The organism is Allobosea sp. GW821-FHT10B12, from assembly GCF_059415545.1.
Map to the genome: position 1 here is coordinate 112,222 of NZ_JBWKNL010000012.1, position 15,203 is coordinate 127,424.

The following is a 15,203-nucleotide window of genomic DNA, read 5'->3' on the forward strand; positions in this document are numbered from 1 at the left end:
CGGCCGAGTTCATCGGTCCAGACACTCCTGTTTGGCGGCCCCAGCAAGCACCCGCATGCGGCCTGCTTTGCGATTGGGCCACCATCCCATGAGTGCCCGTTCAATGTCCGCTTGCTGGCGATGGGCCAGTGTCCGGTTGTGGCGCATCGCACGAGAGGTGGAGGCATTATAAGGGTATCGGATGCGGCATCCCGATGGAGGATGCACGATGCTTGTCGAAGCTCACCAGACCCATCAGCGTCCGGTTGGAGTACCGGGCGCATCATCGGTCCGAAGCCGCCCCTGAAGCCGCGTCACATCTGAGCGATGAGGGCACGGCTGCAGCACGAACGCCGTGATCCGCGCCTGTCAGCTGCTGCTGGGTCACTCCAAGCTGGAAAGCACGGTGCGTTACCTCGGCATCGAGGTTGATGATGCCTTGATCTTGTCCGAGCAAACGGACCGGTAGCCACACCAGCGCGACGGGCAATCGCCGCGCCGGCGCATTCTCCAGCGAAAGGGCGACGAGTGAATTCGCCGAATTACTCCGGCTGCTTGGAACGAAAATCGTTCTCACCCCCTTCGAGATCGTTCACCACGCATCGCTCAAAAAAATCGTTCGGTCCTTCGCATACGCGTATTCAGGTCGCTCAACTCGAACCCATCCTAATGTCCGCCAAGCTCCGGGACCGCGGCCACCAGACGCTGCGTATAGTCGTGCTTCGGACTGCCCAGAACCTCTTTCGCCTGGCCGATCTCGACCAATTGCCCTTTCATCATCACCGCGACGCGATCTGCGAAGGCCCGCGCGATCGAGATGTCGTGGGTGATCATGAGATAGGCCACACCGCTCGCCTTCTGGATGTCCAGCATGAGGTTGAGGATCTGGCCGCGGATGGAGACATCCGCGCCGGACAGTGGTTCATCGGCGATGATGAGCCTGGGCTCCATGGCCAGCGAGCGCGCGATCGACACACGCTGGCGTTGGCCGCCGCTGAGCTCGTGCGGATAGCGCTCGATGAACCTGTCGGCAGGCCGCAGCCCGACATCCTCCAGCAAGCGCAGGCAGCGGGCCTCGCCTTCTCCCGGGCGCTTCCACAGCGCCTGCATCAGAAGCTCACGGACGGTCTTGCGCGGGTTCAGCGCGGCGGTCGAATCCTGGAAGATCGGCTGCATTCCCGTGCGCACGTCACGGAACGTGCTGCGGGACATGCCGGTCAGGCCCTGTCCATCGAAGCTCACGCTGCCGCTGTCGGGCGCCATCAGGCCCAGAGCGATACGGCCGAGCGTCGATTTGCCGGAGCCGCTCTCGCCGACGAGCGCGACGATCTCGCCGGCATGGACCGTGAGACTGACCGATTTCACGGCGTGGAACAGACCGCCGCCGGCCACGCGGAAGCTCTTTCCGACCTGATCCATCTCCAGCAGGGGCTGCCCGATCGTCATGACAAACGTCCTTCGCTGTTGGTCGAGTACTCGCCCGTGATGGTTTCGAACCGTCCCTCGCTGTTGCGCGCTGCTTGCGATGCCTTCACCAGGCCCGCGGTGTAGGGATGGGACGGCCTGGCAAACACCTCGCGTGTCGCGCCCTCCTCGACGATGCGGCTGCGGAACATCACGTAGACGCGCTCGCACTCGTTCCAGACCACGCCCAGATCGTGGCTGATCAGCAGCATGGCCATTCCGAGGCGTTGCCGCAGGTCGCGCAGCAGTGCCAGGATCTCGGCCTGGGTCGTCACGTCGAGGGCGGTGGTCGGCTCATCCGCGATGAGCAGGCGCGGCCGGCAGCCCAAGGCGATGGCGAGCAGGACGCGCTGGCGCATGCCGCCCGACAGCTCGTGCGGGTAGCAGCGCGCTGCCGAAGCAGGCAGTCGCACCAGTTCGAGCAGCTCCGTCACCCGCGCAGGCACGTCGTGCGCGCTCTTGTCATGGCGCTTGACGCTTTCGGCGATCTGCTTGCCGACGCGCATGACAGGGTTGAGATAGCTGAGCGGATCCTGGAACACCATGGCGACGGGATGACCGCGCACGCCCTCCCATTGGGCGTCGCTGTAGCGCGTCACGTCCGTTCCGTTGAGGGTGATGCGGCCCGACTGGATATGCGCGATACGCCCGGGCAGGAGGCCCAGCATGGCTCGCGCGACGGTCGACTTGCCCGAACCGGATTCGCCGACCAGGGCGACGGACTCGCCGTCGCGCACCAGGATCGAGACGTCCTGCACTGCGGTGACGGAGCCATGGCCCGACCTGTAGTCGACCCGCAGCGCGTTGGTTTCCAGAAGAGGCGGCGCTACCATACCGACGCCGCCCGGATGAGCCAGTTGTGGGTGCTTCATCGGACTACCTCGCATTGCGCGGGTTGAGGACGGCGCCCAAGGCATCCCCGAGCAGGTTGAACGCCAGCACCGTCAGGAAAATCGCGGCGCCGGGGAAAAACGACAGCCACCACGCATTGAACAGAAAGCGCTGGCCGCTGTTGAGCATGCGGCCCCAGCTCACCAGCTCGGCGCTGGAGAGCCCCAGGAAGCTCAGGGAAGCCTCGACCAGGATGGCCTGGCCGACGATGAGCGTGCCGACCGCCACCACGGGCGCCACCGCATTGGGGATCACCTCTCCGAACAGCACATGGCGCTCGCTGATGCCGAGGCAGCGCACGGCATCGACGAATTCGAGCTGCTTGACGCGCAGGACCTCGCCGCGCATCACCCGCGCCACCTGCGGCCAGGCGAGCATTCCGACGACAGCGATGATCTGCGCGAGGCCGGTGCCGGTCATCGCCACGATCACGGCCGCCAGGATGAAGCTGGGGATGACCTGGAAGAACTCGGAGACCCGCATCACCACGACATCGATCCAGCCGCCGTAGAAGCCCGCGGCCGAGCCGATGAGAATGCCCAGCCCGGTCGCCATGATCGCGGCGAAGAAGCCGACGGTCAGCGAGACGCGGGTGCCGTGCGCCAGATTCGCCGCGACGCTGCGGCCGAGTTCGTCCGATCCGAACAGGAACTGGGCCGATGGCGGCGCGAAGGCATCGTCGCTCAGCAGATGGGGATTGAGGCCGGGAACCATGTCGACGGTCAGCGCCAGGATCACCAGAAGCGCGATGAACACGCCCGCAACGATGCCGCTGGAATGGCTGAAGACGCTTTGGACGGTCTTTTTAACGCGCTTCATGGCTGCTCCTCACGCGCGGATCGACGAAGGCATAGAGAAGGTCGGTGATGATGTTGACCGCGACGACGAAGACGGCGGTCATCAGGAAAATGCCCTGCAGGACCGGGTAGTCGCGGTTGGTGATCGAGGCGATGAAGAGGCTGCCGATGCCCGGCCAGGCGAACACGGTCTCGACCAGGATCGCGCCCGTCACCGAGAGGCCGAAATTGTAGCCGACGACCGTGATTACCGGGATGATCGCGTTGGGCAGCACGTGCGTCCACAAGATCCTGCGTCGCGACAAGCCCTTGGCTTTTGCCGTCAGCACATAGTCGTGGTGCAGCGCCTCGGCGACGCTCGCCCGCGCGACCCGCGCAATAATCGCGATGTAGAAGATCGTGACGCAGAAGGCCGGCAGCACGAGGTGTCTGATCACGTCGAAGGCGGCCGGCAGCCCCGTGTACTGATCGCGCATGCTCACCATGCCCTGGGCCGGCAGCCAGCCCAGGCGGATCGCGAACACGAAGATCAGCATCTGGCCGAGCCAGAAGACCGGCACCGAATAGCCGAACAACGAGATCGCCGTGATCGCGCTGTCCTGGGCGGAACCGGCGCGCGGCGCGGCGGTCACGCCCAGGAATACACCCAGAGCCGTCGCGCACAGCAAGGCGGGGAACATCAGCAGCATGGTCGGGCCGAGCCGGCTCAGGATCAGATCCAGCACCGGCATTCTGTTGGCGAAGGAGAAGCCCAGATGCCCCTGCAGCAGATTGGCCAGGTAGAGACCAAGCTGAGTGGAGAGGGGCTTATCGAGGCCAAAGTCGGCGCGGATCTGTGCGGCATAGGCCGGCGGCACCGGAAAATCGCCGAGCAGCGCGTCCAGTGGATCCCCCGGCACCATGTGCACGATGAGGAAGTTCAGCACCAGGATGGCGAGCACGATCAGGGCTCCCCACGCCAGACGGGACAAGAGATAGCGACCCATTGTTGTTGTCTTTCCTCCGGGGGTGACCATGCGACGCGGCTTGCGAAGTCTTCGGCAGCGCTGGAATTGCCAGGTCGCATGGACCGTTCTGGCGGCGGTGGAACCGGGAGCCGGGCCTTCTGGCTCGGCGGCACTCACGAACCTTTTCGATGCCACCTGGCGGGAAGCCTCGAAAAGACCCGTCGATGATCGATCAGGGCAGGCTTCGAGAGATGATCCGCCGATGTCTCGACGAAGGGGCATAGGTCATTTCTTGCTGGCCCATACACTGCCCCACCATTGCTGGTTGGCCGCTTGCCACAGGCCGCGCAGCCGCGGGCCGGCCACGGCGAATTGCGGTTGCTGGTGCAGGCTGAGCACGGGCAGGTCGCGGGCCAGGATCTCCTGGACACGGTCATAGGCGCGCTTGCGGTCGGCCTGCAGCGGAGCATCGCGCCCTTCGTTGAACAGGCGATCGACTTCGGGATTGGAATAGCGCGACGCGTTGTTGAACAGCGTGCCCTTGGCGATCGACTCCGTCGTGTAGGTACGCGCGATGCCCAAGGCGGGGTCGCCCAGCGTGGTGTAGGTCTGCAGCGTCGCGTCGAAATCGTAGTCGCTGTAGACGCGCTTGAGCACGACGGCCCGCTCGGCCGCTTCCAGCACCACCTTCACGCCCACGGCCTCCCAGAAGCGCTGGAGCGCCTGGGCGGCCGGCAGCCATTCGGGGCGGCCCGACTCGAACAGCACGCGCACGGTCAGCCGCGTGCCATCCGCCCCCGGCTTCAGACCGGCGGCATCGAGCAGCGCACGGGCACGGGCGGGATCGTAGGGATACATCCGCTCGTAATCGACGGCCTCGTTGTAGGCCCAGAGGCGCGTGTCGAACGCACTCTGCGGGACGCTGCCGAGGCCGAAGAAGACCTTGTCGTGGATGAACTTGCGATCGACCGCCAAGAGCAGAGCCTGGCGCGCCTCGGGCTTCGACAGGGCCGGGTTCTTCGTGTTGAGAATGATCAGGTCGCTGCCGGGATAGCTGACCTCATGCACCTGGAACTGGGGGTCTTCCCTCAGCATCCTGACGGCGCTGAGCGGCATGTAGTCGGGAACGATGTAGTCGATCTCGTCGGCGCGCAGCGACAGAAGCCGTGAAGACGCGTCGGGCATGATCTGGACGACGACGCGATCGAGATAGGGTTCGTCCTTGCGCCAGTAATCCGGATTGCGGACCAGGGTGATGTGGCTGCCGCGGACCCACTCGGTAACCTTGAACGGACCGTTCCCGACCGGCTTCGTCAACACGGCCTGATGGTTGCGGATGTCGGAGCCGCGCAGGACATGCGCCGGCATCACCGCCGCATTCTGTTCGCAGGCCAGCGAGAACAGGAAGGGCGCAAAGGGCCTCTTGAGCTTGATCGTGACGCTCTGGGGCGTGGGCGTCTCGATCCGCTCGATGAACTTCCCGGCCGCGTTGAAGCGAGGCCCGTATTTGCTGCTGATCTCTTCCAGCGTGAACTTCACATCCGCGGACGTGACGGGCTGGCCGTCATGCCATTTGGCAGGCTCCAGCTCGAACTTGTAGGTCAGGCCATCGCTGGAGATATCCCAGGACTTGGCCAGGCCGGGCACGATCTCGAAGCCCGGCTTGAAGCGCACCAGACCGTCATAGATCAGGCAGCCGACGGCCACGTCCGGCACCGAGTTCGTCGTGTCGGGGCTCAGCGCCTGCGGCTCGGAGCCGAGCACCATCACCGCCGTGCCGCCGCGCTTTGGGCTCTCCCCCCTGGCATCGCTGGAGAGGAGCCCCGCCATCAGCGCGCACCCGACCATCAGGAGGCCGATGGGCAGCAGACGCCGTGAAAACTCCGACAGTGAACGGAAGAGTTTCATCCTTGTCTCCATGCAATTCCTAGGGCCGCGCGGCGGACCGTCAGCCGCGGTGCTCGACGATGGCAAGGGTGCGCAGCATCTCGTTGGTCAGGATCATGATGCCCTCGTCGGCGCCGATGCCCGGTTTGGTCAGCATGAAGTCCGGTCCGGTCGCCAGCGCGATCTGCGCGGTCAGGCGTGCCGACAGGTCGGTTTCGTTGGCCGTGCCGCCGAGACAGCAGCGCATGCCGTTGGCCTTGCAGAACAGCACCGCCTCGATGCTGTTGTTGATGCCGCCGAGATCGGGGGTCTTGATCTGGACGTAGTCGCTGGCGCCGGCCTCGCTGAACAGGCGAATGTCTTCGAGCGTGTTGCACCACTCGTCGGCGATCAATCGCACCGGCGCATCGCGTTCGGCCAGCAGGCGCTTGAGCGTCTTGAACACCTCGATCTGCCGCGCCTGCGTCGGAGCAACGACCGGCGATTCGAGCAACAATTCGAACGGTGCGGCTTCCTTGACGAGGCCCGCCATATAGTTCGCCAGGGTCTCGAGATCGTCGCCGAACAGGTCGCCCAGCGTGCCGTAGAGATCCAGATGGATGCGTGGCTTGTAGCCCGGCGCCCCGACCTCCCGGATGCGCGTGGCGATCGATCGGACATAATCCGTCAGCACGATGGCATTGGGTCCGAGATCCTCGGCCAGGGTGAACGAGGCGTGCGGCAGCACGGCAGCCTGTTTCATGATGACGCGATCGAGCTGGAGCGCGTCGCCGCGATGGCAGGAGGCCAGCAAATCGACCGGTTTCGTGCCGAGCGTCGAGCCGTATTCTGCGGCGATCACCTCGGCCGGCGTCTTTCGCGCCGCGAGGGCCGTAGCCGCCAGGAGAGCCTGGGTGAGACCGTAGCGCAGCGCGGTGTGCAGTCGGCGGCCTTCGACCTCCAGGCTGTCGATCTCGTCGGCATTGGACCGGAAAGCCGTCACATCGCGCCCCACCAGCCAGGCGCGGACAGTCGATTGCAGCACCGGCAGATGCTCTGCCGGAACGAAGAGCGGGTCGCGCCCGGCCAGGCCTGAGAAGATCACGTCGGCGCATTCGCCGATGGCTAGCGAACCGTCTTCCAGAACGAACATCACCGACAGGATCGCGCCCGGCTGCACGATGGCCTTGTAGCCGAGCGTCAGAGGCTCTCCGTCAACAAAACTACCGTTGTTACGGCCGTGGGCCTTCAAAGCCAGCAGGTCCTTGTTGAAGTAACCTGAGCGGCCTGTGGAATACACCACATCACTGATCTTCATCTGACATCCTCACGAAATGAACTCCATTGCCGCCGTCATGCGGGCGCAACGCAGCTCGGTGTCGAAAATCGGCGCAGGATCGCGATCACTGCCGCCGGTGGCGGCAATGGGACACGGCGCCGGGATTTACCCTTACGTTACAGGCTCGGTGTTCTGCGGTAGCGTCTGCCTAGGATGCGGCGGCCTAGTCCTGCCGGCCTGACCGAAGACTTCCGTCCATCTGCAGACATTCGTTTTCGTTCACGATGATCCTACTCCAACACTGCTATCTCGATCGTCCTCTCAACCAAAGTCGTCTTGCTCTGCTGGCGTCACCAGCATGTCCAATTGCGGGATTATTTGCCTGAGGCCGGCAAGATATTCCGTTTGAACGATATTGCTCGCGATTCGGCAGACATGTTTGAAGAATTGGTCGTATTCTCCCTGGCGCGCGATGACGAACAGGGCGCGCTCGGGGGCCGACCGTTCCAAGCGAAGCGTCGTGACACGCGTAGCCGCCTTCTCGTTCTGCATCAGGCACATCGGCGTCGTCATGGCCCAGCCGATGCCGGCGGCGACCATGCCCGCCACGGTGGCGGCATTGTCGAGTTCGAGATGGTTCGAGGCCGTGATGCCATGCCGGCGCAAGAAGGTGCCGATATGGATGCCGACCTGCGATCTCCCGTTGTAACGGACAAGGGGCAGCCGCTTGCCGAGCTGTTTCAGGCCGTCGAGCGTGATGGTTCCATGCCGCTCTCCTGGCGGCACGATGATCAGATATTGCTCGGTGAACAGGCGGAAACGCTCGAGCCCGGCATAAGCCTCGAGCGGTTCGCTCGCCACGATCATGTCCAGCTCGCGCTTGTGCAAGGCAGCGCCGAGCTGGGGAGACAGGCCACTGCGGACGGAGAGTTGCGCCGTTCGCTCGAAGAGATCCTTGGTCAGGGCGGCGCCGCATATGCCAGCAAACGAATCCACCAGCCCGAGACGCAGCGTCGGCTTCACGCCCGAACCCGCTTCCAGCACCTGGCCTTTGAGGTTCGCCACTTCCATCAGGACGCGCGTGCCCCTGTGGCGGAGTGCGACGCCGAACGGCGTGAGTTGCATTGGTCTGCGCGCGCGGTCGATCAGCCGGACACCCAACAGCTGTTCCATCTGCCGTACGCTTTGCGAGATAGCTGACTGGGTAACGCCCAACCGGCGAGCCGCAGCCGACATGCTGCCCTCTTCGGCGACCGTCAGGAAGACCTGCACCGCATTCATGTCGAGGATGCGATCGACAGGCATGACCTCAATCCTCCCTCGCCCAGCGCGCGATCTGCTTCGCCAGGGGGAGAATTGGGCGCAGGGCAGCCGCAGGCTGTGGTGCCGCGCCGCTGAGGATTGCAGGAAAGCGCGGCCGAGCGCCGCGCCGAAACCTGCTGAAAAGCGGCAATTCCCCCATTTTCAAGATCGGCGCCGTCATCGTTTCCCCCGGCTGCGAGCGCGGCTATCCGGGCATTCGCCCTTGTATGGTCCGGGATTAACGCGCTGGTTCCGCGAGTGAAAGCAAAAGGCGCATACTATCAGTAACTCTAATATCTCTTCGGCCGGAGGCCACGGCTCGGCAGTCAATCCAGGCTGCGGTCGATAGACAGTAGGGTCTCGTCGCCCGCGGACCGGCGGCGATCGATCTCGCGCGCGATTTCGGTATTGCAAGTGGAGAAGCGACGAAATGGCCGCTGGCCGCGACCGATAAACATCATGTTGAGTTCGTCAGGCTGACGCTTCGCGACCTAGCGTGAATGTCTGCTATCGGGCAAAACGCCAACTTCTGCTGATGGCGCACTGTTGACCAGCGCGACCGTGTCGCAGCGAAAATCCACAGCCCGGCCCTACTGGCGAATGTCACGAAACCCCGCATCCAATCACCAGCAGTCGTTGGAGTCAGCCGCGAGTCGGAATCGTTGCTGCCCGCGCCTTGGGCTGATGTTTGAGCAGGGCTCCAACGGCCGATTCGCGGCGCCCTCGCCGGACCGTTCGGGCTTCTATCCTTGAGGAAGGTGCCAACGGAGCAGTCGCGGCAAATCATCCGTCGACAGCTTGTCTCGGGCTCTTCCACGGCAGTGTCAGCGAATGCGGCCCGCCTTCACGGACCGCATTCGCCGCCGCTCAGACCACCTTGGTGCGCAAGGTGCCGATGCCCTCGATATGACCTTCCATCACGTCGCCGCGCACGATCGCGCCGACGCCGGAGGGAGTGCCCGACATGATCAGGTCGCCCGGCGCTAGTTCGAACAGGCCGGAGAGATAGGAGATCATCTCCGGCACCTTCCAGATCATGTGGTTGAGATCGCCCTGCTGGCGGATCTCGCCGTTGACCTTGAGCCAGATCGCCCCATTCTCAGGATGGCCGAGCGTGCTTGCCGGAACGATCTCGCCCATCGGGGCGGAATGCTCGAACGCCTTGCCGATCTCCCAGGGCCGGCTCGCCTTCTTGCACTCATCCTGCAGGTCGCGCCGCGTCATGTCGAGGCCGACGGCATAGCCGTAGACATGATCGAGGGCGTCCTCGACCGGAATGTCCTTGCCGCCCTTGGCGAGGGCGACAATCATCTCGATCTCGTGGTGAACATTGCTGCTGCGAGGCGGATAAGGGAAATCGGCCCCATCGAGGACGACGTTGTCGGGGTTCTTCTGGAAGAAGAAGGGCGCCTCGCGGTTCGGGTCTCCACCCATCTCGATCGTGTGGGCGGCGTAATTGCGGCCGACGCAATAGATGCGGTGAACCGGGAAGCGGCTCTGCGTCCCGCGTACCGGGAGCGAAACCGGCGCCGGGGCCTGGACGACATGGTTCTGAGGCGTGGCGATGTTCATCTTGCAGGATCCTTCGTTGGCAAGAGGATTGGTCAGCGCGAGGCGGCGTAATAGGCGAACCGACGTTCGAGCCCGGCCAGCAACTCGTTGAGGGTGAAGGCGAAGCTGAAGAGCACGAGCAGCAGCGCCCAGAAATGCTCCATCAGGAAATGCGACTGGTAGATCTCGAAGAGCGTGCCGAAACCGACCACCGAGACGAGCAATTGCCCGATGACCACGCCCTTGACGGCGCGGATCATGCCGAGCCGGATGCCCGCCAGGATCTCGGGCAGCGCCGCCCAGAGATAGATCCGGCTGAAAGCCTGCCAGCCATTGGCGCCGAAGCTGCGCGCCATCTCGACCAGCGAGGGCGAAATGGCGCGGACGCCGGCGCGGGTGTTGAGGACGACGATCCACATCGAGAACAGCACGACGACGAGGACGATCGTCGTCTCGCCGAGCCCGAACAGCACCATGATCACCGGAACCAGTGCGCTGAGCGGCGCCGAGAGGAAGAGATTCACCCAGGGCAGCAGCAGCCGGTCGGCGATGACCGAGCGGCCCATCAGGATCCCGAGCGGCACACCGACGCTGATCGCGATGGCATTGCCGAGCAGGAAGGCGCGGCCAGTGATCAGCAGCGCGTCGAGGAACGAAGCGGTCGGGACGATCTCGAAGACGCGCCAGATGATGCGTGACAGTGGCGGCAGGATGAAGCCGGCGTCGGTATGGCCGGCGATCTCCCAGATCACGGCCCAGACGATGAGCGACGTCATCATGGGAAGGCGGATGCCGGAAATGACCATGGCCGCCCCCTAGTCCAGATAGTGCTTGAGCTGCTGCCAGATCTCCTCGACGACATCGAGATAGGCGCTGTCGCGCCTGATCTTCTCCGGGTCGCCGCCGCGCACGATCTTCGGCTCTATGATCGCCGAGACGCGGCTCGGACGGCGCGAGAGCAGCGCGATCCGGTCCGAGACGTAGACCGCCTCCTCGATGCTGTGCGTCACGAAGATGAACGACTTGCCCTCGTTGGCGACGAGTTCGAGCAGCTCTTCCTGGAATTTGCGGCGCGTCTGCTCGTCGACCGCCGAGAACGGCTCGTCCATCAGCACGACCTTGGCGTCGACCGCGAGCGCGCGGGCAAGGCCGACGCGCTGGCGCATGCCACCCGAGAGCTCGTGCGGGTATTTCTGTTCGAAGCCCTTGAGGCCGACGCGCGCGATGTGACGTTCAGCGATCGCCTCGCGCTCGCTATGGGCGACACCGCGCAGTTCGAGCCCGAAGGCGACGTTGCGGATGACGCTCGCCCAGGGCATCAGCGCGAAATCCTGGAAGACGAAGGCGCGTTCAGGGCCCGGCCCGTTCACCTCGCGGCCGTCGACGAAAACTTGGCCGCCGCTGGCCGGGATCAGGCCGGCGATGATCTTCAGGAGCGTGGTCTTGCCGCAGCCAGACGGGCCGAGCAGTGTCGTCAGCCGCCCCTCCGGAAAATCCAGCGATATGCCGCTGAGCGCCTCGATGCCGCCGGCATAGGTCTTCGAGACGCTCTTGACCTCGACGATCGGCCGCGTGGCGAGGGGCGGGATCGGCGCGGGGCCGGACATCGGCCGTGGTTCTGCAGGAGCGATGTTCGGCGTCATGCGCGGCTCTCCGGTCGGAACAGGGTGAGCTCGATCCGCTCCAGCAGCTCGATGAACAGGACCGAGAACACGATGATGGCGAGAATGGCCGCGTACATCTTCGGATAGTCGGCGACCGACTGGTTGTAGGAGATCACGTCGCCGATGCCGGTCGGCGTGATCAGCAACTCGGCAAGGATCACGCCGATGAAGGCGGCTGCGCAGCCGAGCCGGAGACCGGCGAAGATCATCGGGCTCGCCGCGGGCAGGATGACGAGGCGGATATTCTGGCTGCGGCTGGCGAGGAAGGACCGGCCCATTTCCAGAAGCGATTTTGGCGTATTGCGCACCGCGCCTAGCGTATTCAGCACGATGACCGGCATCGCCATGATGCAGACGGTCATGATCTTCGCGGTGAGCCCGATGCCGTAGGCGAAGGTAAGGACCGGGATGAGCGCGGCCAGCGGCGCCGCCTGGGCGATCACGAAGATCGGCGCGACCAGCCATTCCGAAGGCTCGTGCAGACCCATCAGCACGCCGAGCGCCACGCCGAGCAGGACCGAAACGGCCAGGCCGATCAGGAGAGGATGGAGCGTGATCAGGAAGGCCTTGTAGAGCGTCCCGTCGCCGATGATCGCACCGAGCCCGCCCATGGTTTCGAGGAAGGTCGGAAAGGCCGGGCTCAAGGGAATCCGCCCGGCATATTCCCAAAGCGCAAGCACGGCCGCGAAGGAAACCAGGCGCAGGACGAGCGGGTGGATCAGCGCATCGCGCCAATAGCTGGCCGGAGGTTCACGACGCGTCGGGAGGGCGGTGGCAAGGTCGGAAATCTGCAAGGGAGGTTACTCCGCTTGTGAGAGCCGCAAGAAGGAGCATGTCGGGCCGTCATCGCCCGGCATGCCGGTCGGCTGGACAGGCGCGAATTCCGCCTAGCTGCCCAAGGCCTTGCGTGCCCGTTCGAGCGGCGCGAGATACCAGAAGTCCTCGACCTTCAGCTCGGCCGCCGGCCCCTGCATCTGTCCGGCCTCGGTGTAGAACTCGAAATCGGCCTTCGCGATGTCGGCGCTGCCGCCGGCCGGCACATAGACGCCCTCCTTGGTCGCCATCGTGTAGAACTTGGTGATGCCCTCCAGCACCTCCTTTGGCTGGTCGGCCATCAGCTTGCGCTTGGTGCGCTCCTGCTCGACGATTCCCGGATTGGCCGCCATCTCCTGCCAGAGCCGCAGGAATTCGGTGACGATGACGTCGACCTGCTTCTCGTTCTTCTTGATCCAGTCGATCTGCCCGAACAGGGTTTCGTCGGAGGCGGGCTCGCTGACGCCGGGAAGGACGTGGAAGCGGTCGCCCGCCTTCTCGAGCAGCAGGTTCTTGTTGGCGAGATCGACCACCGTGGCCTTGATCTGCCCCTTCATCATGCCGATGATCCGGTTTTCGGAGCCGGGCACATAGCTGCGCTCGCCGAACTGGATGCCTTCGCGCTTGGCGATGATGTTGCCGATGGCTTCCGTCCCCGTCGCGCGGGCATGGAACGTGATCGGCTGGCCGTTCATGTCCTTCCACGATTTGTAGGACTTGTCGGCGACCGGAAAGAAGACGAGCCGCGTGCCCTGGAAGAGCACGCGCAGCGGCGCCTTGCTCTTCTGGACGACGGCATAGGGCGTGCCGATGCCCAGGTCCGCCTGGCCGTTGATCACGGCCTGGATGGCGAGATCCTCCTTCGAGAAATGCGTCACCTGGTAGTCGACGCCCTTCTCCTTGGCACGCTCGAGCGCGACGATCATCGCCAGCGTTTCGGTCGACAGCACGTCTCCGAGCGCCACCCGAACCTTGCTCTGCGCTTGCGCGGCCACGCTCCCGATCGTCAGGGCGGCGGCGACGGCGAACACGGCGGACAGCCTTCTTCCCAAGAGCTTCATGGCGACTCCTCCCAGAGTTCTGTGTGGCTTTTTGTGCGATCTGGTCGCAACCAATTTTATTTTGGTCAATGTCATGCGACAAATTGATCGTGTCAAGGTAGATATTATCTTGCAGTTGGCCGGATATCTGACCCATTGGCCTGATTGTTTCAACCAATATCAAAATGGTTGCAATCGCCGTCCATCCATGGAATCAAGGCGGTATCACTCGCCACCGGTCACCTCATGATGGACCAGACAGTCGATTCTCCACCCGATCCCGCCGTCTCGGGCGTCCTGACGCAGCTCTATGGTTTTCTTGCTGCCGCGAGGCTACCGGATGACGGGCGCCTGCCACCGGAACGGGAACTCGCCGAACTCCTCGGCGTCAAGCGCGCCGAACTGCGCAAAGGCCTGGCGGTGCTCGAGCGCGACGGCCAGCTCTGGCGCCATGTCGGCAAGGGCACCTTCGTCGGAGCCCGGCCGCCGCAGCTGGTGGACATCTCGGATCTGGCGCAGCGCAGCAACCCCGTCCAGGTGATGAAGGCGCGCATAGCACTCGAGCCGGAACTCGCCCGCCTCGCGACAATCAATGCCACGGCGGCCGAAATCGCCGCACTTGCCGAGCTGAACGAGGCTTGCCGTACCTCGACGACCTGGCGTGAGTACGAGGCGTATGACGCGCGCTTCCACCACCAGATCGTAGAGGCCGCGCATAATCCGATCCTGCTCGCGCTGTTCGACACGCTCAACGCCGTGCGCCGCGCCGTCACCTGGGGGCGGCCGCGGCCAAGCGACGGCAGCCCGCCCGCCGACCATCATAGTTTCGACGACCACGCTCGGATCGTCGACGCCATCGCTCACCGGGAACCTGCAGCGGCAGCCGACGCGACGCGCCGGCATCTACAGAACGTCGAGGATAGGCTGATCGGGCGCTCGCCATAAGACCGCAGAACGCCCCTGGCATGGCCCCATGCCGCAACGACCGAACGCCTTGGTTTGGTTGGGACCAAGGCAACCGAGCTCGACATAGTGGCGGGTCTGACCGCCGGTGACCTCTTCGCATCGGCACGCCACGGTGGCGGCTTGCGGGATGCGATTCTCGCCTTTTGGCCGGTACAGCGCGTTCAGGACGGGGCGGATGTGGGTATCGCGCTTGAACCAACGCAGAAGAGCCGCGCTGATCGGCATCGACGGCATGGCCCAGGCGCTCGGCTATGGCGACGGCGGTCAACCGCCCCTGCACGACGAAAGCCTGTGCTCCTACGATCGCTCGGCTGTCTCCCGCGACATAGAGCGGCATGTCACCGAGGCGCGCCGATGCATCCGTTTCCAGCAACCAGCAGAGCTGATCTGCATCTCAGTGGTGGGCGGCGCCGGTCGACCAGCCCAGTTGCGTGTTGGGAACGACACCTTGATGCAAAAGCACCTCGCTGGAGCTGCACGGCGATCTGGCGCGGATTCTGGCGCTGTACGCCGACAACGCAAAAAACCCCGCTTCTTGGCGAAGCGGGGTTTTTGCTATGCGGTTATTTTGGTTGCGGGGGCCAGATTTGAACTGACGACCTTCAGGTTATGAGCCTGACGAGCTACCGGGCTGCTCCACCCCG

General features: G+C 64.3%; 14 protein-coding genes and 1 pseudogene. 3 read left to right on the plus strand and 12 right to left on the minus strand.

What is annotated here, in order from left to right; genetic code table 11:
- Window positions 1-337: 337 nt before the first annotated feature.
- Window positions 338-448, plus strand: a pseudogene (locus AC07O0_RS27555) (integrase); the annotation flags it as partial.
- A gap of 197 nt (window positions 449-645) precedes the next feature.
- Here the strand turns inward: AC07O0_RS27555 and AC07O0_RS27560 are convergent.
- The 12 genes from AC07O0_RS27560 to AC07O0_RS27615 form a co-directional block, all read right to left on the minus strand.
- A complete protein-coding gene (locus tag AC07O0_RS27560) occupies window positions 646-1,425 on the minus strand; it encodes an ABC transporter ATP-binding protein (RefSeq protein ID WP_494627604.1) in 780 nt (259 codons plus the stop codon).
- A complete protein-coding gene (locus AC07O0_RS27565; protein ID WP_494627605.1) occupies window positions 1,422-2,315 on the minus strand; it encodes an ABC transporter ATP-binding protein in 894 nt (297 codons plus the stop codon). The genes AC07O0_RS27560 and AC07O0_RS27565 overlap by 4 nt, the downstream gene beginning before the upstream one ends.
- A 4-nt stretch (window positions 2,316-2,319) precedes the next feature.
- Window positions 2,320-3,153 (minus strand): ABC transporter permease, encoded by an 834-nt coding sequence (locus tag AC07O0_RS27570; protein ID WP_494627606.1) that lies wholly within the window; start codon window positions 3,151-3,153, stop codon window positions 2,320-2,322.
- Window positions 3,140-4,360, minus strand: a complete 1,221-nt coding sequence (locus tag AC07O0_RS27575) for an ABC transporter permease (RefSeq protein WP_494627607.1) — start codon at window positions 4,358-4,360, stop codon at window positions 3,140-3,142. The genes AC07O0_RS27570 and AC07O0_RS27575 overlap by 14 nt, the downstream gene beginning before the upstream one ends.
- 3 nt (window positions 4,361-4,363) lie before the next feature.
- Window positions 4,364-5,986, minus strand: coding sequence for an ABC transporter substrate-binding protein (locus tag AC07O0_RS27580; protein WP_494627608.1), 1,623 nt, complete (start codon window positions 5,984-5,986; stop codon window positions 4,364-4,366).
- 40 nt (window positions 5,987-6,026) lie between these two features.
- Window positions 6,027-7,262 (minus strand): methylaspartate ammonia-lyase, encoded by a 1,236-nt coding sequence (locus tag AC07O0_RS27585; protein ID WP_494627609.1) that lies wholly within the window; start codon window positions 7,260-7,262, stop codon window positions 6,027-6,029.
- 282 nt (window positions 7,263-7,544) lie between these two features.
- Window positions 7,545-8,528, minus strand: a complete 984-nt coding sequence (locus tag AC07O0_RS27590) for a LysR family transcriptional regulator (protein ID WP_494627610.1) — start codon at window positions 8,526-8,528, stop codon at window positions 7,545-7,547.
- An 864-nt stretch (window positions 8,529-9,392) separates the two neighbouring features.
- On the minus strand, window positions 9,393-10,097 hold the full coding sequence (locus AC07O0_RS27595; RefSeq protein WP_494627611.1) for a fumarylacetoacetate hydrolase family protein: 705 nt from the start codon (window positions 10,095-10,097) through the stop codon (window positions 9,393-9,395).
- 32 nt (window positions 10,098-10,129) lie between these two features.
- Entirely contained in the window at window positions 10,130-10,882 is a 753-nt protein-coding gene (locus tag AC07O0_RS27600; RefSeq protein WP_494627612.1) for an ABC transporter permease, read from the minus strand.
- Window positions 10,883-10,891: 9 nt separating this feature from the next.
- Complete coding sequence (locus AC07O0_RS27605) at window positions 10,892-11,719, minus strand: ABC transporter ATP-binding protein (RefSeq protein ID WP_494627613.1); 828 nt, start codon at window positions 11,717-11,719, stop codon at window positions 10,892-10,894.
- Entirely contained in the window at window positions 11,716-12,534 is an 819-nt protein-coding gene (locus AC07O0_RS27610; protein WP_494627614.1) for an ABC transporter permease, read from the minus strand. Before AC07O0_RS27610 ends, AC07O0_RS27605 begins: the two co-directional genes overlap by 4 nt.
- Window positions 12,535-12,627: 93 nt before the next feature.
- The gene (locus AC07O0_RS27615) at window positions 12,628-13,614 is read right to left on the minus strand and encodes an ABC transporter substrate-binding protein (protein ID WP_494627615.1); all 987 of its coding nucleotides are present in this window, start codon (window positions 13,612-13,614) and stop codon (window positions 12,628-12,630) included.
- A gap of 228 nt (window positions 13,615-13,842) precedes the next feature.
- On the opposite strand from AC07O0_RS27615, the gene AC07O0_RS27620 reads away from it, so the two are divergent.
- A complete protein-coding gene (locus AC07O0_RS27620) occupies window positions 13,843-14,538 on the plus strand; it encodes a FadR/GntR family transcriptional regulator (RefSeq protein WP_494627616.1) in 696 nt (231 codons plus the stop codon).
- A 211-nt stretch (window positions 14,539-14,749) separates the two neighbouring features.
- Window positions 14,750-15,172 carry a hypothetical protein gene (locus tag AC07O0_RS27625; protein ID WP_494627617.1) on the plus strand — a complete coding sequence of 141 codons (423 nt, stop codon included), beginning with the start codon at window positions 14,750-14,752 and terminating at the stop codon, window positions 15,170-15,172.
- Window positions 15,173-15,203: the final 31 nt, after the last annotated feature.